This window comes from Spiroplasma endosymbiont of Polydrusus cervinus, from assembly GCF_964019755.1.
Lineage (GTDB): Bacteria > Bacillota_I > Bacilli_A > Mycoplasmatales > Mycoplasmataceae > Spiroplasma.
Window position 1 is genome coordinate 891,633 of record NZ_OZ026469.1, and the last position, 18,529, is coordinate 910,161.

Sequence of the window (18,529 nt, forward strand, 5' to 3'; positions counted from 1 at the left end):
ATATAACAGATTTAAAGCGTAGTTATTGAGATAAATATAAAAATTATTCAAGTAATGGTAAGGATAGCGAATCATTAAAAAATATTGTAAAAGTCTATGAAGAAAATTTAAAACAATTTGGTTATCGTCGAATTACCAAATATTTAAAAGAAGATTATGGCATTATTTATAATGCTAAGAAAGTATTGCGAATTATGAAAGAAAATAATATTCAAGCTGAATATGTAAAGCGTATGCGTAGAAAAATATTAATAAAACAAAATAGAAATAAAAATATAATTAAATATCCTGATTTAGTAAATCGTAATTTTAATGATATTAAAGAAAGATTTTCAATTTTATTTACTGATGTAACTTATTTAATTTGAAATGGTAAAAAACATTATCAATCAACAATAATTGATGGATATACTAAAGAAATTATTGATGTAAAATGATCAAAATTTAATAATAACAAACTTGTACTTGATAATTTAAATGATGCAATTAATAAAATTAAAAAAATAAAAAAAGATTTAAATAAAATAATAATTCATTCAGATCACGGATATCAATATACATCTAAAGATTACAATAGTACGTGTTTAGATAACAAAATTATAATTTCAATGGGTAAAAATTATCATTGTGCAGACAACATTATTATTGAAAGTTTTCATTCATTACTTAAAAAAGGAACAATCCATAATAAAAATTATAAATCTCATAATGAATATATTAATGATGTGTATACTGTAAAACTAAATCATAAAAAGTTAATAAAATTATAGCAAATTAAAAATAAAAAACAATAATCACAAAAAATATTAAATTAAAAACAATATTTTTAATTTAATATTTTTTGTGATTATTGTTTTTTATTTTTAATTTGCTATAATTTTATTAACTTTTTATGATTTAGTTTTACAGTATACACAAATAATGTTATTATCAATTTAATTTAACAAGAGATACAAACGGCAAATTTGTATCTACACAATGCCATAAATATATTATTAAATTTATGCAGGAAAGGAAAGCATATGGAACAAAAAAAACCAACAATTGTTTCAGGCATTACTGCTACTGGACAATTAACATTAGGGAATTATATTGGTGCAATAAAAAATTTTATTGAATTACAAGAAGATAATAATTTAATTATTTTTGTGGCAAATTTACATGCTATTACAATTCCAATTAGTAAAGAAGAATTACGAAATAATATTAAAAATATGATTGCATTATATTATGCCTGTGGTCTGGACCCTAAAAAAGCAATTATTTTTGTACAATCAGATATTTTAGAAGTTACTTTATTAGCCCATATTTTATTATGTAATACAACTGTTGGGGAGTTATCCCGAATGACCCAATTTAAAGACAAGTCAATTAAAATGAAAGCAGAAAATGGCACGGAATTTATTCCAACCGGTTTATTAACTTATCCAACCTTAATGGCCGCCGATATTTTATTATACGATGCTGACTTAGTTCCGGTTGGAAAAGACCAAAAACAACATATTGAATTAACCCGAAATATTGCCGGACGAATGAATAATCGTTACCAACAAGATCTTTTTAAAATTCCAGCTGATTTTATTCCACCAATTGGTGGTAAAATTATGGATTTACAAAATCCAACCAAAAAAATGAGTAAATCTTCCAAAGATATTAAATCATTTATTAGTTTATTAGATCCCTCCGATGTAATTCGAAAAAAAATTCGTAGTGCAGTAACTGATTCAGAAGGCAAAATTACTTATAACCTGGAGAAAAAACCAGGGGTAAGTAACCTGCTAACAATCTATGCTGTTTTAAAAAAAGTTTCAATTGAAACCGCTGTTAAGGAATTTGCTCAACAAGATTATGGTCAATTAAAAGAGCAAGTCGCCACAGCAATTATTGACACTTTAGAACCAATTCAAATAAAATACCAAAAATTAATGCAATATCAAATAATTGATGAATTAATTGAGGCAGGGGCAATAAAAGCACGAGCAATTACGAATAAAAAAATAACAAAAGTTAAAAATACCATTGGTTTAAATTATAAGAAAAAGTAATGCAAAGCATTACTTTTTTAGTTCCCCTATTGTTAAAAGATTAACTTTCAATTCGATATTTTAATGTTTGTAAATTGTAAATACCAATTTGTTTAATCATTTTCATTAAAATTGTTAATACAATACTTGCCTTTTTACTAAATAATATGTATATTGTAAAAAGTGTTGCATTTAATTTACAATATACAATTTAACTTAAAATTAATTAATTTTAAGTTATAATATAAATGTTGTCAAGTAACAACATAAAACTTATTCAGAAGTGGTTAGTACGCTAAGCGATGATCCACTAGCAACCCTATATTTAACTAGAAGGTGCTTTTAGCAGGGCAAAATAATATGCTACTAATAAGATTTATTAGTTATTGAAAAGAAGTTAACTATTAATTTATATGTAACAATATTGTTATTAATGCCACATTATTCTGATGTGGTTTTATTTATGATTAAGGAGAATAGAAAATGGAAAAAGAACGCATTTTATTTACATCAGAGTCAGTATCGGAAGGTCATCCGGATAAGATTTGTGATCAAATTTCAGATGCTGTTTTAGACGCATGTTTAAAAGAAGACCCATTAGCTCGTGTTGCTTGTGAATGCTTTATTACAACGAACCGTGTTATTATTGGTGGTGAAATTACCACAAAAGCCAAGGTGGATTATGCTGCGGTAGCTCGCAAAGTTTTAAAAGAAATAGGCTATAATAATGCCGAATGAGGCATTGATTGAGAAACTTGTGAAATTGAAGTTTTAATTAAAACCCAATCACCTGATATTTCAATAGGGGTTGATAAAGCGGGAGCAGGGGACCAAGGAATTATGTTTGGTTATGCAACAAACGAATCAGATAATTATATACCATTGGCAATTTCAATTGCCCATGCTTTAGTAAAGCGCGCAACGATGTTACGGAAAAAAGGAGTCTTTATTGGGGCCCGACCAGATATGAAATCACAAGTAACATTAGATTTAACTAATATGAAACATCTTTATATTGATACAATTTTAATGTCAATTCAACATGATGAAGATATTGATGAAACAAAATTTAAACAATTTGTCATTACCGAAATTATGGAATCAGTTGCCCATGAGTTTAAATTAAATTTAGATTTTAAAGTTTTAATTAATTCAACTGGTCGTTTTGTTATTGGCGGACCAAAAGGTGATGCTGGCTTAACGGGACGAAAAATTATTGTTGATACTTATGGTGGTTATGCTCGACATGGTGGTGGAGCGTTCTCAGGAAAAGATGGGACAAAAGTTGATCGCTCAGCGGCATATATGGCACGATATGTTGCAAAAAATATTGTCGCAGCAGGCTTAACAGAACGATGCGAGATTCAATTATCTTATGCAATTGGCGTTGCGGAACCAATTTCCATTTTTGTTGAAACATTTGGCACTAATTTTGTTCCGAATGATGTTATTTTAAAAGCAATCAAAGAAAATTTTGATTTTCGGCCACAAGCAATGATTGAAACACTAGAATTACAAAAGCCAATTTATCAACAAACAGCAATTTATGGTCATTTTGGGCGTTATCATACAGAGTTACCATGGGAGAAATTGGATAAAATTCAAAGTTTAATAAAATATTTACCAGTTGTTTAATTTTTAGATATAATTAATCTACAAGAAACAAAAGGAGAAAAACTAATGGAATATAAGTTAATCGCTCTTGATTTAGATGGCACAACAGCAAGGAGAAATCGAATTTCAAAACAAAATATAACGGCAATTAAGTGAGCAATGGCCAAGGGGGTTAAAGTAATTATTGCGACTGGTCGTAGTACTGGTGCAATTCGCAAAGTTGCCAAAAAAATAGGTGTTATTGAAAAAAAGATGCCCATAATCGCTTTCAATGGAAGCGTAATTTATGATTTTGCAAAAGAGAAAATTCTGCAACAAACTATTTTTTTAAATGTCGAATTAATTAATGTTTTTAATATGGCTAATGAATGTAAAGTGCAATTATGAGCTTATTCGGTGGATAATGAACATTTAGCTTATGTTAATACAAAACATAGTTTAATGGTTAAATGAATGAGTTTTCACACGAAACGAAAAATAAAATTAATTCATAATCCAGGTACTTTGCAAGATCGGGCTTATAAATTTGTTGTTAGTGGTAAAAAAGAAAATGTTTTAAAGTTTAAAACAAAAATTTTAGTAAAATATGAATTTAATATTTTTGATTGGTCGTACTTACCAAATCAAAGTTTAAACTTAGAAATTAGTCCAAAAGGAAGTGACAAAAAAGATGCTTTAGAGTATCTGGTTCAAATTTATAATATTCAACCATCAGAAGTTATTGCCCTGGGAGATGGCTCAAATGATTATGAAATGTTAAAATGAGCTGGTGTTGGTATTGCAATGAAAAATGCAAAAGACCATCTTAAAAACATTTCAGATGATACAACCGCCTATTATCGTCATTCGGGAGTAGCAAAAGCAATTAATAAATATTTTAAAAAATAAAAAATATCATCAAAACTATTGATATTTTTTTTGTTTTTTTTATAATTAATGTGGTCGTAATTTAAAAACAAAAAGTTTAGTATAATTAAACAAAATTACGAAGGGAGGGATACCAATGTTACTAGGAGAAAAAATCAAATTATTACGTCAGAAAAACAATTTAACAATTGAAGAATTAGCAAACCGTTGTGAATTAACGAAAGGTTTTATTAGTCAGCTTGAACGCGATATTTCTTCTCCAAGTATTGAAACGCTAGAAAGTATTTTAGAAGTTTTAGGCACCAACTTAGCAGATTTTTTTAAACAAGAAAAAAATAAGAAATTTGTTTATGCCGCAGAAGAACACTATGAGGTTAAACAAGATAATTATCGGATTGAATGATTAGTTCCTAATGCCCAAGTAAATAAATTAGAACCAATTTTAATTCAAATTAAGTCCCACGGCGAATCGAAACGGATATTACCTTTTGAAGGTCAGATTTTTGGTTATGTCTTAAAAGGGCCGGTCGTAGTTTATTCGGGGCAAAAAGGACAAGAAGCCCATACCCGGGATAGTTTTTATTTATATGGTAATAACCAACATTATTTAAAAAATGAAACAAGTGAAATAGTTGAAATATTATGAATATCAACCCCGCCAATATTTTAAAAGATTAGAAAAGGAGTAGGAGCATTGAAAACAAATATTTTAGAGTTACGGAATATTTCAAAACAATATGAAGGAAAGGTTATTTTGAAAGGAATTAACTTAAACATTAAAGAGGGAGAATTTGTCACATTACTGGGGCCATCAGGATGTGGTAAAACAACAATATTAAGAATTATTGCTGGATTTGAACAGCCAAATAGTGGTGAATTATTATTTTTAGAAAAAGATTACTTAAAAACGCCGGTTCATAAGCGCGAAGTTAATACTGTTTTTCAAAACTATGCCTTATTTCCTCATTTAACTGTTTTTGATAATATTGCTTATGGTTTAAAAATTAAACGAAATAAATATAATATTATTGAAACGGAAGTTAAAAAATTTCTACAGTTAGTGGGATTAGAAGGCTTTGAAGATAAATCAGTTGAGCAGTTGTCGGGAGGACAATGCCAACGGGTTGCGTTAGCCCGTGCTTTGATTAATAAACCAAAGGTTTTATTATTAGACGAGCCAATGGCGGCCTTAGATGTTAAGTTACGAAAAAAAATGCAAACAGAATTAAAAGCTTTGCAGGGGGAAATTGGGATTACTTTTATTTTAGTAACCCATGATCAAGAAGAAGCATTGACAATGTCTGATCGGATTATTGTGATGAATGATGGGGCAATTCAACAAGTTGGAACGCCAGCGGAAATTTACAATGAGCCAGAGAACTTATGAACGGCCCAATTTATTGGTGATTCAAATATTATTTCAAATGCCATTTTTATTAAAGACAATTTAGTTGAAATTGATGGGAAAAAATTTATTTGTGCTGACCGTGGTTTTGGAGAAAATGAAAATCGCATTGATATTATTATTCGTCCCGAAGATATTGATATTGTTCCAGTGGGGAAAGGGTTTTTTACAGGAACAGTTATAAGAGTTAACTTCAAAGGGGTTCATTGAGAAATTATTATTAAATATAAGGAAAGGAAATATTTAATTCATTCAACAGATAAAGTTGAAGAAGGTGATCAAGTTGATATTTCATGAAATGTTGAAGATATTCATGTGATGTGAAAAGAAATTGATGATTAAAGAGTAAGCGTGATGGAAAACAAAGGGAAACCACTGGGAAAAGTTAAAGGGTGATTTAAAAAACACGGTAGTAGGGTTAAATCAAATAGCCAGCAATTTTCTGCTTGATGCCGCACAAAATATTTAAAAATTTCTTATCACACAAAACAAAGTAAATGGTTTAAAAGAGGTTTAAATCCAATTTTATGACCATACCTTCTTATTATGATTTTATTAATTGTTTTACCGTTATTAATTATTTTGCTATATTCATTTATTCAACCAACAGGAAATAGTTTGGTATTTGAAATTAATTTTAAAAACTTTGTAACATTTTTTTCAGAACAGAATTTTGTTATTGCCTTATTTTTAGCATTGGGGTATTCATTAATTGCGGCCATAATTGCGATTGTGATTGCTTATCCAGTTGTATATGTGATGGCATTTTGTAAATCAAAATTGTTATCAAGAAATATTTGAATTTTAGTAACACTACCAATTTGAATTAATATGTTATTAAAAATTATTGGGTTGCAAACATTGTTTAATATTATTGCCCCAGGGTTGCTAGGAACGCCAATTTCAGTTGTTATTGGGATGGTTTATGCTTTTTTGCCATTTGTAATTTTACCAATTTATAATAGTTTAGATAGAATTGATACTTCATTAATTGAAGCTTCAAAAGATTTGGGAGCAAATGGTTTTAAAACATTTTGAAAAGTTATTTTTCGTCAATCAATTCCAGGCATTATTGCGGGAGGAACATTACTATTAGTTCAAGCCACAACGTCTTTAATCATTGTAAAATTTATGGGGAATGGTCGCATCAATCTAATTGTTGATGTCATTGAAGCGTATTTCTTTAAAGGGGAAAATTTTGGAATTGGCGCAGCGATATCAGTTGTTTTAGCGCTTATTGTCTTTTTAATTATTGTCCTATCAAATTGATTATCGAAATATTTTGAAACAAGAAAGGGGCGTCGAAATGAGAAAGTTTTTTAAGTCATCTTATATGGCATTAATTATGCTATTTATTTATATTCCAATTATGATTTTAATTTTATTTTCCTTCAATAGTGGGGAAAGTATGAGCATTTTTAATGGTTTTTCTGATCGTTGATATAAACAACTTGCCAGTGAACAACCTTTTTTGAAAAGTATTATTGTGTCAGTTTTTACCGCGGTAATTTCGACCATTGTTTCAGTTATCATTGGGACGTTAGCGGCGATTGGTTTAAGTCGAGCACGCCGAGTTACCGAAAAAATGACCTTATCAATTACAAACATTCCGTTAATTAATGCTGATATTATTACAGCCGTATCGTTAATGATGTTATTTATTGCCTTAGGAGCAAATTTTGGAATGTTAACATTAGTTTTAGCGCATATTTCATTTGATGTTCCGTATGTTATTTTAACGGTATTCCCACGATTACGAAAAGTGGATCCAAAATTAATTGAAGCATCATTAGACTTGGGGGCAAAGCCATCACAAACATTACGGAAAATTATTTTGCCAATTTTAAAACCAGCTATTATTGCGGCGGCGGCAATTGCCTTTGTGATGAGTTTTGATGATTTTATCATTTCTTATTTTACGGGTGGTGATGATGTTAACGTTGCAACATTCATTTATACGATGAAACGCATTAAACCATTTATTAATGCTTTTGGAACAATTTGTATTACAATTATTGGAATTGTTATTATTGGTTGAAATGGTTGAAATATTTATAAAATTAATTATAATAAGTTTCGCCGGGAAATGTTAAAAGGAACTTATAAAGACAAAGATATTATGCATTATGAAAAGAAATTAGCCTTTCTTTATCATCAATTAAATAGTAAGCAATTTGATAATGAAAAACAAAAAGAACGTTTACGTTGAAAAATTATTAGACTAGAAAAAAAATACGATAAAAGTGTTTTATGAATCGAAAATAAGAAACAAAGTTTTGTTGAACAACAAGAAATCAAAGAAAATATTAATAAAATGTCTCGGAAAAAATTCCGTTGATTGGCAAAAAGTTGAAAACTAGTTTCGTTGACAATTATTGCTGTTGGCTCAATAGCCTTATTAACGGGGGGTTATATTAATAATAATATTTATGATTTAGCCGTCGCGAACTGAGGGGGGTATATTACTGTTGATTTAATTAGTAATTTTGAAAAGAAATATAATGTAAAAGTTAAGTATAGTGTTTATGATAGCAATGAAACATTATACAACAAACTATATACAACACATTATGACATTATGGTACCAAGTGATTATATGGTTAATAAGTTAGCACAAGAAAATCGTTTAGAAGAAATTGATTATCAAAAACTAAATGAAGTTGATAAAAGCTTTAACATTATTAAACCAAATGTAAATTATCATGGTGAACAGGTGACAGAACGAAAAATTGGAAATGAATATTTTAATGATTTAAATGTTGATATTGCAACAGTGCAAAAAACAAATCCAGAATTTTACCAAAATTGTATTGTGCCAGCTAATTTAGACCCAACAACATCAAAATGTTTTGATAAAAATCATACCGCATCATTAGCCAATGGTTTATTAAATGTTTTAAATAAAAATAAAATAAGTGGCGAAAAAACAATTGTAAATTATAGTTTACCTTATTTTTGAGGCGAAGTTTCGTTAGTAGTTAATCCAACAGCAAGTAATTTAGAATTCTTAAAATATTTTTTTGCAAAGGCAAATCAAACTTTACCATCATCAGCGAAAGGGCAATTTGGTTATGAACGAGCAGAGTGAGATACTGATGCTGGCCGTGATCAAATTAAACTTATTGATGTGGTAAATAATAGTGTTGAATCAAATGGAATTTCATGAGATATTTTATGACGAGCAGCAGCAGCAAATAAGCGCGTTTTAATTAATAATGATCCGCGAAACTTATTTATGTTGACTACTGAAAAAAAATATTTTAAACCAGTGCCAACAACAAAAAGCGAAATTGATTATGGTTATCATGAATTAGCAATATTGTTAAAACATAATAATGTTGCCTTAATGAATGATGAATTAATAAACGCTGTTGGGGATGGAAACTTTGATTTTGCCTTTATATATAATGGTGATGCAATTTATGCTGATACATTATTTGCTAAGAGTCGTAGAGAAGCTAGTGCTACCAAATTAATTATTACCCGACCACGAGCAACAACTGAATGAACACCAGCAACAATCGAGGGAACTAATATTTGAAGTGATAATATGGTTTTAGCAAAGAATGCGAAGTATCCTGATTTAGCTTATAAGTTTATGAATTTTATTATTCAAAACGGAACCGCTTTAACTGAAGAAGCAAATTATATTTCTCCTTACCAACAAGTAATGGATTATGAAAATAATTATAATTATTATCGTAATGAACATGGCCCAATATCAGGAGCTATGGTTAATTATCGTCGTGACTATGTGCCGGTGGCGAAACTTGATGATAATGATATGTATATTTCCCAACCAGAAATGGCAGATGGACCATTTACAATTTACAATATATTAAACACAAAAAAATAAATTTTACTAATCTTAACAAACACTAATTTAATTTAAAAAAATTTTTTTAAAATATTGTCTTGATGTAAAATTTTCCAAGCAAGGTCTAATTATGGTATTTAATATATCTAAAATAGATTTTAATCTACTACGAATATTAATTAATGGCTCATTTTAACCCAAATCAACGCCTTATATCTCTATTTATTCTTTCTACTAATGCTTTCTGGCGAAGTTTACCAGGATCACAAAAATAAACTCTTATTTGAAAATGTTTTTCTATTGATTTGGTATTTACAATTTACATTTTAGGCATATATTCCATAGCGATCAACCAACTGTCTTGTTCGTCTTTCTAATAATAAAAATAAAGTAGCATTGACAATATATTTTCCTGTAAAAATTCCAAATAAAATTCCGATAAAAATTAAAGTATGCTGTCATGATTCAAAAATCGAAGCCATTCCGTGAATATCATGGTCATGATCATGACCAACATCAGTATGACGGATATTTACTAAAATTTTGGCAACAATTAGAAATAAAATTGCTTCAATTAAAGCACATATTGGAATAATAATAACAAATGCTAAAATTTTCTTTACGCAATTAATATTGCTAATTTTATGATGATGATTATGAGCTTTTTTAACATGATGATACTCATGAATATTATGGTCGGTCACATTTTCTGGCACCCTAGTTTTTGCACAAGCATTGAATAAAATATAATAAACAAATCATGTTATAAACACAACTAAAATATTAGAAATCATAAAAAACGCCATTTCAATTCAGGTATGATACCCATCAATTAAGTTATGAATTCATGGTAAGGCTATTCCCTCTAATAAACCAAATCCTAACCCAACAATTGAAATTGAATAAATAATTACTAAAGTATCAAAAAAACGCAATCCAAAAGTTGCTCCCCAAGGAGTTGGCACATTAAAAACTTCTAATAAGCTTAACTCAACCACCATTGCTAAAAAAATAGCAGAAGTCGCAATTTTAAAAGTAATTGACCTTTGATTATATAATTCTTTATGAAAAACTGATTTTTTAATTCGTGCTCAAATCTTATCATTTTGTAATATTAAATTACTGTTATTATTTTTTCTCATTATTTTTTCCTTTATTATTTATAAAAAATATAATTTTTTTAAAAAAGTCAAGTTAAACAATTTATTTTTATAAAAAAAATTATAACTAATTTAAATAAAAAAAATTATGAATATGTAAAGAAAAGTTTACATAAAAAATAAAATTTATTTAGGATTGAGTTATTCTGTATTCAACAGGACTTAATCCTTTTAATTTTCTTTGTGGTCTAATTTCATTATAAAATTTAATATATTGTGGAATCATTTTATATATATATTCTTTGTTTCTAAAAATACGTTTTAATGTTTCAAAAAATTAAGTTTTAAAAGTTCCAAATCAAGATTCAGTATGACCATTATCTGATGAAGATCCTCTTCGTGACATTGAAATTATTATTCCTAATTTTTTACATAAATTTGTAAATATAAAATTTGTATAGTGAAATCCTTGATCAGTTTGTAAAGTTCATGTTTTAGGTTTCCCCGCTTTTATTCAAGCATTAATTATATTTTTTACCACAAAAGGCATATCTAGAGTTTTGTTAATTTGGTAATCTAAAATTTCATTAGCATGAAAATCTTTTACTATAGATAAATAATATTTTTTATTATTAGTAGTTAAATATGTAATATCTATTCCATTTTTTGGTTAATTCCAGTTGTAGAAAAATTTCTATTTAGAATATTTTCATATCTTAATTGACCAGAAAGTTTTTTATAATTGAATCTTTTTTTCTAATTATAGCTTTTAATTTCATTTCTTTCATATATCTATATACTACTCATGGATTAATATTTAAATCATATAATTTTTTTAATCATAATGTAATCATATTATAACCATAGATTCTTTTAAAATTATGATATGTTGATTGAATAATATCCGCAATTAAATTATTTCATTTATTATATTTTGGTTTCCCCAAACATAATAATTTATGATAACCAGCTCTGGAAACTTTAAATATTTTACACAAAGATACAATTGTATAAATATTAGATAATTCATAAATTTTTTTATATTTATTTTTTACGCTTAAGGATACGTACTTTGATAATTCTTCAAATTGTTTTGCATATTCATATATTTCTTTCTTTGTCAGTAACTCTAATGGTTTATTGGCAACGCCATGCTTTCTGGTTCTGCTTTTTATTTGTGTTCCATGACCTCATTCTAAACTTTCTTCACCTTTTGCATTATATGTTTTAATTCATAAATAAATAGTATGTCATGAAACATTATATTCCTTTGAAAGTAATTTTACGGGTTTTCCATTTTTGTATAAATTAATAATATTTATTTTAAATTCTTTATTGTTTTTTTCATATAAAAGAACATCTCCTTAATAAATTAATAAAGTTTTAACATAATTTTCTATTTTTTATGTCTACTTTATTTTAGATGTTCATTAATATCTATTTTTATTAACAAAGTTACAACATCATAACCCACGTTCTGTTTTTATTTTCTTAAAATAAAATACTAGTTATTTATCTATCAATCATTAAATTGATCCTCTTGTTTCTTCTGTTTAAAAACAAGAAGTTCCCTTACCAAAATTTAGGTTTCTCGCTTGTGGGGTTTACCCGTTCCATTTTTTAAATTTCTTTAAAAACTCGTTTCTGTGGCACTTTTATAGGAAAAACTCCATATTATTTAATAATAACGTAGGAGTTTTTTCAGCCGTCATAAGTTACCCTTATGCCTAATTTTATGAATTAAATTAGCACAAACACTACAATCATCACAGACTGTGCGAGCGTGGAGTTTCCTCTATTAACAAAATGTTAATAGCAACTAGCTCTGTTATAACTCATAATTATTATACTATATCTTTATTCTTAATTAAACAAATCTAATCATTATTTATTTTACCCTCTAAATTATGAATTCGTTTAATTAAATCCGCTTTTGAATATCCTTCTTCTTCTAAGCGCGCTTTTTGTGCTTTTGTTTCATCAAGTTGAGCACGTAACACATCATTTTTATCTTGCAACTCACTTAATTGTTGACGCAAATACTTGATTTCTTTATTAAAATCATTTGTAATGTACTCAAAAATTTGATAATCAGTGGCAATCATATCCAAAAACATATCAACATCATTTGGATCATACCCCTGATAATCAACTTGAAATTCTTTATTAATAATATCAGTTACTCGTAATTTAATTGCTTTCATTTTTACACCTCATTTGTAATGAACAAATTCCCCTTTTTGATAATTATATTAGGGAAGGAGAAAAACAACAATGCCCCTACTCAATAATCGTGGAATGTTTTTAGAATCTTTACTTAATTATACTATTCAAAAATATTATGATAATAATATTCGTCTCTTTTTTAAACAACCAGTAACTATTATCCCGCTGGAAAAACAGCAACATTTAATCACAAAAAGTTATTTTAAATCAAAAACTGGTTGTGATTATTATGAACTTTATTAAGACCATTATATTGAATTTGAAGCAAAAGAAACCAACCAAAAAAATTTAATTTAAAAAATATTAAGACTCATTAATTACAACAATTAGCTTTGGTTCATAACCATCATGGCATTAGCTCTATTATTATTTATTTTCATATCTATAATCGTTATTTTATTTTATCATATCAGAAATTAATAGAATTGTATACTGTAAAACTAAATCATAAAAAGTTAATAAAATTATAACAAATTAAAAATAAAAAACAATAATCACAAAAAATATTAAATTAAAAACATTGTTTTTAATATTTATTTTTAAAATTATAAAATTAAACACAACAAAAAATAAATTTTACTAATCTTAATAAATACTAATTTAATTTAAAAAAATTTTTTTAAAATATTGTCTTGATGTAAAATTTTCCAAGCAAGGTCTAATTGTGGTATTTAATATTTCTAAAATAGATGTTAATCTACTACAAATATTAATTAATGGCTCATTTTAACCCAAATCAACGCCTTATATCTCTATTTATTCTTTCTACTAATGCTTTCTGACAAGGTTTACCAGAATCACAAAAATAAACTCTTATTTGAAAATGTTTTTCTATTGATTTTTATCTATAAAATTATTTTCCTCTATCGGTTAAAATACAACTAAATTTACTAATACCAATTTGTTTAATCATTTTTATTAAAATTGTTAATACACATAGACTGCACCCAAAAGAGTAAGTAAAGAAAAAAAGTCTTTGCTAAACTTTAAAGGAGGTGTATTTTTATATGGCAAGAAAAGGACAAAAATTTAATAAATATACAGCATATTTTCGAAAAATGATAGTACACGAGGTTAAAAATAATAGTATAAGTTTTATTGCAAAAAAATATCAAATTAATAAAAAAACTGTTGCTTCATGGTATGAAAATTTTAAGAAAGGAATTTTAAACACCAATAAAGGTCCAAAAAAATCATTTGAAAAAAGAGATTTAAACTATTACAAAGTTAGGTATGAATTACTAAAAAAGCTTCATGACTTTTACAATTAAATAAAAGAAAAATTGTATCTTTTATCAAAGAAAACATTAATAAATATCCACTAAATTTATTACTTGATATAACAGATTTAAAGCGTAGTTATTGAAATAAATATAAAAATTATTCAAGTAATGGTAAGGATAGCGAATCATTAAAAAATATTGTAAAAGTCTATGAAGAAAATTTAAAACAATTTGGTTATCGTCGAATTACCAAATATTTAAAAGAAGATTATGGCATTGTTTATAATGCTAAGAAAGTATTGCGAATTATGAAAGAAAATAATATTCAAGCTGAATATGTAAAGCGTATGCGTAGAAAAATATTAATAAAACAAAATAGAAATAAAAATATAATTAAATATCCTGATTTAGTAAATCGTAATTTTAATGATATTAAAGAAAGATTTTCAATTTTATTTACTGATGTAACTTATTTAATTTAAAATGGTAAAAAACATTATCAATCAACAATACTTGATGGATATACTAAAGAAATTATTGATGTAAAATGATCAAAATTTAATAATAACAAACTTGTAATTGATAATTTAAATGATGCAATTAATAAAATTAAAAAAATAAAAAAAGATTTAAATAAAATAATAATTCATTCAGATCACGGATATCAATATACATCTAAAAATTATAATAGTAAATGTTTAGATAACAAAATTATAATTTCAATGGGTAAAAATTATCATTGTGCAGACAACATTATTATTGAGAGTTTTCATTCATTACTTAAAAAAGGAACAATCCATAATAAAAATTATAAATCTCATAATAAATATATTAATGATGTTAAAAAATGAAATAAATGATATTCAAACCAAAAAGAAAAATATATAATAAATGAAAGTTTGTAAACCTTTTTATTAATACTTACTAAACAGGGTGCAGTCTAGTAAGTAATAGATTAAAACCTATTTTAGATATATTAAATACCACAATTAGACCTTGCTTGGAAAATTTTACATCAAGACAATATTTTAAAAAAATTTTTTTTAAATTAAATTAGTGTTTGTTAAGATTAGTAAAATTTATTTTTTGTTGTGTTTAATTTTATAATTTTAAAAATAAATATTAAAAACAATATTTTTAATTTAATATTTTTTGTAATTATTGTTTTTTATTTTTAATTTGTTATAATTTTATTAACTTTTTATAATTTAGTTTTACAGTATACATCCCAATTAAATTATTATTTATAACAATATCTTTAAATTTTGTTACAATTTCGCTAGCACTATGATTTTTTAATTTCACTGCAAAGTAATTGTTACTTGACTGTTCAACTAATACCAAACAACTAGATTGGTAGTGTTTTCCCACAACAGTATCCATTTCAAATCAACCAACACTAGAAACTTTATTTTCAATATCTCAAATTGATTTAAAATTAATTAATTTTCCACGATTATCATTTTGTTTTGTTTTATATTTTTTACCACGATGAGGAAAATTTTCTTTTCTTAACCCTAATTTTCCTAAACGAATTAATTTATATAAAGCTTTAACACAAATAGAAAATTTAACACCAAATTTTATAAAATAACGATAAATCAATTATTGGGGTGTATCACGGTATTTATTAAATCTTGTTTTAATAAAATCTAACTGATCTTTTGTAAATTCAGGTATTTTTTTAATACATTTTTACGCTTTTGTTTATAATCTTTGTGAGCATCTGATGGCTTATAATCTTGTATATTTTTAAATCGCTTAATTTCTCTTTTAACAGTATTAATCCCACGACCCATTTGTCTTGCTATTTCAGATAAATTAATCGTGCCATTTTTCTTTTTACAAGTATCAGATAATAATAAATCCTTAAAAAAATCTCGTTCATCAAATATTAAATGTTTAAATTTTTTCATTTTTATACAAATTACCTTTATTTTTTCTTATAATGTATTATATATAAAATAAAGAGGTTAATAAATATGCAAGAATTTAGTAAATTTAACAACAAAAAACGAATTATTAGTTATGAACATTTAAATAAAAAATATGATTTAAATTTTAGTGACTATAATTTTGGTTTTGATTGAGAAATATTTAAAAATTTTGTTGGTGATAGTTATGCTCGATATTTTACTTCGCCAAGTTACTGCCTTACCTTTAAACTATACACAAAAGTTAGTATTTAATCCTTTTACGATACCGGGTGGAGTTGGTAAATTCTTAAACTTTATTTCTTTTGGTATTCCTTGGGGATAAGTAATTAACGAAGATGAAAATACATGACCTAATTTTTAATGATTAAATGGTTTTATGAGTGCTAATGTTTATAGTTTTTATAATGATGCTTTTTGAAGTGGTGATGCAAAAGGTAATAGTTATTTACCATTTGAAATATTTAGAGAACAAGGTAATGATAAAGTTGGTGCTATTTTTGGTGCAAATGCTACTAGTTTTGGTTTTACTACTTTATTAACTGATAAATTAGTAGGTACTGTTTTAACTAAGGATGGTAAACCAACAAATAATATAGTTTATTCAACATATAATCTAAAACAATTAAACGAAAAAACTAATCGAGTTTATTTAATTAATGAACTTACAACAGCAGTAGATGCTCAAACACCAGTTAGTGATAAGTGAAGAAGATAATGATTGTGAATTCTTACAAACACCCGATGGGATAAATTGTAGTTATATAATTCATATGTTTTCAATCCAAGCATTATATAAAGGTAATTTTGAAATTATCTTTTATGCTGATAACCCATATACAAATAATGAAGAAGATTATTTACGTTTATCAGTATGGAGTTTTCGTGGTAAAACAAAAAGTGTATTAAATAACTATTTACGCGATATTACAACTAATTATAAAGCTAGTTTTTTATTATCCCATGACTATGAAATACCAACATTTAATTACCCACAACAATATGTATTGCCACCAGCTCCTTATAATTATCGAGAGTATACAAAAGATATTATTTCTGCTGGTGCAGTACAACCATTAAAAACTAAAATTACCGCACCAGCACAATGTAAAAGAACAGGTACATATATTAACTTATTTTTTGATGAATTTAATTATGCTCATTATGAAACTGAAATTGATTTAAGACAAATTGACCAACAATTCAAAGTATTGATAAATTTATTAGTTCTTATAAAATAATAGAAATAAGTAATCTAGGTAATTTACAAATTGAATGTGGGCCACCTGATATCGAAAATTTTATTCCTAATAGAAATATTAATATAATAAGTGGGAGTGAAGAATGTAGTAATAATTTATTTTCATTGAAAAATATAACTTTACAACAGAAGGGTTATTCGCAAACTGATAAAGTTAATTTTGATAATACAATAACTTTATATACTGATAATATAACTAATGAAATTAAAACATTTGCTACTGGTTATACTAATAGATTATTAAAAAAAACTATAATCCATATGATTCAAAAAATGGTGATAGAATAAAATTTTTACTACAAATAGTCTGATTAGACAGACTAGATAATCCTAAAATTAAAGAAACATATTTACAAGAATATTATACTAATGATATGAAATTAAAAATTAGATTTTCAAAAACATTACTATCTAAATTATTATTCACTTTTAAAGAAATACTTACTCTTTTTTTCGGTAATGATAAAAATGTTGTATTAGATGTTAATAATCCAAATACACTGGGAATTAGAAATAATAGTACTAGTCCTGTTAAAATTACAATGAAACCATGGTGAATAGAAGAAAGAGATTTAATATCTCTTTCTTCTATTCACCATTAACTTTTACATCACCATTTTTATCAACAATTACGTTAGGTAAATCTTGTTCTTTACCATTTCAACGATAAACTGCTTTAAAATAATTACCATTGTCACTTTCTTCACGAGTAGGATTGGGCCAATTCATAATAGTATACTTAATTCCTATTTTATCGTTAAATAAATATATTTTTCTACCTTCTTCATTATTTGATACTTTTTTAATTTTTCAACCATCTGAATAAAAAGTTATAAAATATCATTTATTATTAGGATTAAAAAATGGTTTTTCTTGTGGTGATATTCATTCTAAATTGTCTCTGATTTCTTGATTAGCAGTATCTATTTTATGATTTTCTTTTTCTTTTTTTAATTCATCTTCAGTATATTGTGGTTTATTACAAGCAACTAAACTGGTTGTACTTATTCCAATTAAAGTGATTGTTATTAAGGAGACTAATATTTTTTTCATTTAAG

Annotated in this window: 23 protein-coding genes, 1 other RNA gene, 5 pseudogenes and 1 riboswitch; of the genes and pseudogenes, 20 read left to right on the plus strand and 9 right to left on the minus strand. The window is 26.1% G+C overall.

Going from position 1 to position 18,529, the window contains the following annotated elements:
• Window positions 1-107 precede the first annotated feature (107 nt).
• The 9 genes and pseudogenes from AACK78_RS07695 to AACK78_RS05725 all read left to right on the plus strand — a co-directional run.
• Window positions 108-173, plus strand: a pseudogene (locus AACK78_RS07695) (hypothetical protein); the annotation flags it as partial.
• Between the two features lie 21 nt (window positions 174-194).
• Complete coding sequence (locus AACK78_RS05690; protein ID WP_338955002.1) at window positions 195-770, plus strand: DDE-type integrase/transposase/recombinase; 576 nt, start codon at window positions 195-197, stop codon at window positions 768-770.
• Between the two features lie 252 nt (window positions 771-1,022).
• A complete protein-coding gene (gene trpS, locus AACK78_RS05695; protein ID WP_338955004.1) occupies window positions 1,023-2,045 on the plus strand; it encodes a tryptophan--tRNA ligase in 1,023 nt (340 codons plus the stop codon).
• A 249-nt stretch (window positions 2,046-2,294) separates the two neighbouring features.
• A riboswitch (SAM riboswitch) is annotated at window positions 2,295-2,400 on the plus strand.
• Window positions 2,401-2,507: 107 nt separating this feature from the next.
• Window positions 2,508-3,659: a methionine adenosyltransferase gene (gene metK, locus AACK78_RS05700; protein WP_338955006.1), complete on the plus strand. Its 1,152-nt coding sequence runs from the start codon at window positions 2,508-2,510 to the stop codon at window positions 3,657-3,659.
• Between the two features lie 45 nt (window positions 3,660-3,704).
• On the plus strand, window positions 3,705-4,526 hold the full coding sequence (locus AACK78_RS05705; protein ID WP_338955007.1) for a Cof-type HAD-IIB family hydrolase: 822 nt from the start codon (window positions 3,705-3,707) through the stop codon (window positions 4,524-4,526).
• 115 nt (window positions 4,527-4,641) lie between these two features.
• A complete protein-coding gene (locus AACK78_RS05710) occupies window positions 4,642-5,175 on the plus strand; it encodes an XRE family transcriptional regulator (RefSeq protein ID WP_338955008.1) in 534 nt (177 codons plus the stop codon).
• A gap of 24 nt (window positions 5,176-5,199) precedes the next feature.
• The gene (gene potA, locus AACK78_RS05715; RefSeq protein ID WP_338955009.1) at window positions 5,200-6,252 is read left to right on the plus strand and encodes a spermidine/putrescine ABC transporter ATP-binding protein; all 1,053 of its coding nucleotides are present in this window, start codon (window positions 5,200-5,202) and stop codon (window positions 6,250-6,252) included.
• Between the two features lie 204 nt (window positions 6,253-6,456).
• A complete protein-coding gene (gene potB / locus AACK78_RS05720; RefSeq protein WP_338955010.1) occupies window positions 6,457-7,233 on the plus strand; it encodes a spermidine/putrescine ABC transporter permease in 777 nt (258 codons plus the stop codon).
• Between the two features lie 10 nt (window positions 7,234-7,243).
• Window positions 7,244-9,766: an ABC transporter permease subunit gene (locus tag AACK78_RS05725; RefSeq protein WP_338955011.1), complete on the plus strand. Its 2,523-nt coding sequence runs from the start codon at window positions 7,244-7,246 to the stop codon at window positions 9,764-9,766.
• Window positions 9,767-9,793: 27 nt separating this feature from the next.
• Here the strand turns inward: AACK78_RS05725 and AACK78_RS07700 are convergent.
• The 7 genes and pseudogenes from AACK78_RS07700 to AACK78_RS05750 form a co-directional block, all read right to left on the minus strand.
• A pseudogene (locus AACK78_RS07700) lies at window positions 9,794-10,034 on the minus strand (IS30 family transposase); the annotation flags it as partial.
• Between the two features lie 19 nt (window positions 10,035-10,053).
• A complete protein-coding gene (locus AACK78_RS05730; protein WP_338955012.1) occupies window positions 10,054-10,869 on the minus strand; it encodes a hypothetical protein in 816 nt (271 codons plus the stop codon).
• A gap of 148 nt (window positions 10,870-11,017) precedes the next feature.
• Window positions 11,018-11,113 (minus strand): IS3 family transposase, encoded by a 96-nt coding sequence (locus AACK78_RS07705; protein WP_422396864.1) that lies wholly within the window; start codon window positions 11,111-11,113, stop codon window positions 11,018-11,020.
• 51 nt (window positions 11,114-11,164) lie between these two features.
• The gene (locus AACK78_RS05735; RefSeq protein WP_338955014.1) at window positions 11,165-11,368 is read right to left on the minus strand and encodes a hypothetical protein; all 204 of its coding nucleotides are present in this window, start codon (window positions 11,366-11,368) and stop codon (window positions 11,165-11,167) included.
• A gap of 175 nt (window positions 11,369-11,543) precedes the next feature.
• Window positions 11,544-11,774: a transposase gene (locus tag AACK78_RS05740; RefSeq protein WP_338955015.1), complete on the minus strand. Its 231-nt coding sequence runs from the start codon at window positions 11,772-11,774 to the stop codon at window positions 11,544-11,546.
• Between the two features lie 514 nt (window positions 11,775-12,288).
• Window positions 12,289-12,658: RNase P RNA component class B (rnpB, locus tag AACK78_RS05745), an RNA gene on the minus strand.
• Between the two features lie 46 nt (window positions 12,659-12,704).
• Entirely contained in the window at window positions 12,705-13,031 is a 327-nt protein-coding gene (locus AACK78_RS05750) for a DivIVA domain-containing protein (RefSeq protein WP_338955016.1), read from the minus strand.
• Window positions 13,032-13,101: 70 nt separating this feature from the next.
• Here AACK78_RS05750 and AACK78_RS05755 point away from each other — a divergent pair, with 70 nt between their 5' ends.
• From AACK78_RS05755 to AACK78_RS05775, 7 genes and pseudogenes are all read left to right on the plus strand, one after another.
• Window positions 13,102-13,296, plus strand: a complete 195-nt coding sequence (locus AACK78_RS05755; protein WP_338955017.1) for a Holliday junction resolvase RecU — start codon at window positions 13,102-13,104, stop codon at window positions 13,294-13,296.
• An 89-nt stretch (window positions 13,297-13,385) separates the two neighbouring features.
• The gene (locus AACK78_RS05760) at window positions 13,386-13,523 is read left to right on the plus strand and encodes a Holliday junction resolvase RecU (RefSeq protein ID WP_338955019.1); all 138 of its coding nucleotides are present in this window, start codon (window positions 13,386-13,388) and stop codon (window positions 13,521-13,523) included.
• Window positions 13,524-14,060: 537 nt separating this feature from the next.
• Window positions 14,061-14,324 (plus strand): transposase family protein, encoded by a 264-nt coding sequence (locus AACK78_RS05765; protein WP_338955020.1) that lies wholly within the window; start codon window positions 14,061-14,063, stop codon window positions 14,322-14,324.
• 173 nt (window positions 14,325-14,497) lie between these two features.
• A pseudogene (locus tag AACK78_RS07710) lies at window positions 14,498-14,563 on the plus strand (hypothetical protein); the annotation flags it as partial.
• Window positions 14,564-14,584: 21 nt separating this feature from the next.
• Complete coding sequence (locus AACK78_RS05770) at window positions 14,585-14,758, plus strand: hypothetical protein (RefSeq protein ID WP_338955021.1); 174 nt, start codon at window positions 14,585-14,587, stop codon at window positions 14,756-14,758.
• A 54-nt stretch (window positions 14,759-14,812) separates the two neighbouring features.
• Window positions 14,813-14,959: pseudogene (locus AACK78_RS07715) on the plus strand (IS3 family transposase); the annotation flags it as partial.
• A gap of 39 nt (window positions 14,960-14,998) precedes the next feature.
• Window positions 14,999-15,181 (plus strand): hypothetical protein, encoded by a 183-nt coding sequence (locus AACK78_RS05775; RefSeq protein WP_338955022.1) that lies wholly within the window; start codon window positions 14,999-15,001, stop codon window positions 15,179-15,181.
• 322 nt (window positions 15,182-15,503) lie between these two features.
• On the opposite strand, the pseudogene AACK78_RS07720 reads toward AACK78_RS05775, so the two are convergent.
• Window positions 15,504-16,192, minus strand: a pseudogene (locus tag AACK78_RS07720) (IS30 family transposase); the annotation flags it as partial.
• Window positions 16,193-16,258: 66 nt separating this feature from the next.
• Between AACK78_RS07720 and AACK78_RS05790 the strand changes: the two are divergent.
• The 4 genes from AACK78_RS05790 (at window position 16,259) to AACK78_RS05805 (ending at window position 17,759) form a co-directional block, all read left to right on the plus strand.
• Window positions 16,259-16,465, plus strand: a complete 207-nt coding sequence (locus AACK78_RS05790; RefSeq protein WP_338955025.1) for a hypothetical protein — start codon at window positions 16,259-16,261, stop codon at window positions 16,463-16,465.
• Window positions 16,466-16,589: 124 nt separating this feature from the next.
• Complete coding sequence (locus tag AACK78_RS05795; protein WP_338955026.1) at window positions 16,590-16,928, plus strand: hypothetical protein; 339 nt, start codon at window positions 16,590-16,592, stop codon at window positions 16,926-16,928.
• Window positions 16,909-17,451: a hypothetical protein gene (locus AACK78_RS05800; protein WP_338955027.1), complete on the plus strand. Its 543-nt coding sequence runs from the start codon at window positions 16,909-16,911 to the stop codon at window positions 17,449-17,451. Before AACK78_RS05795 ends, AACK78_RS05800 begins: the two co-directional genes overlap by 20 nt.
• A 125-nt stretch (window positions 17,452-17,576) precedes the next feature.
• Window positions 17,577-17,759, plus strand: coding sequence for a hypothetical protein (locus AACK78_RS05805; protein WP_338955028.1), 183 nt, complete (start codon window positions 17,577-17,579; stop codon window positions 17,757-17,759).
• Window positions 17,760-18,059: 300 nt separating this feature from the next.
• Here AACK78_RS05805 and AACK78_RS05810 read toward each other — a convergent pair whose 3' ends face one another.
• Window positions 18,060-18,524, minus strand: a complete 465-nt coding sequence (locus tag AACK78_RS05810; RefSeq protein WP_338955030.1) for a hypothetical protein — start codon at window positions 18,522-18,524, stop codon at window positions 18,060-18,062.
• Between the last annotated feature and the right edge of the window lie 5 nt (window positions 18,525-18,529).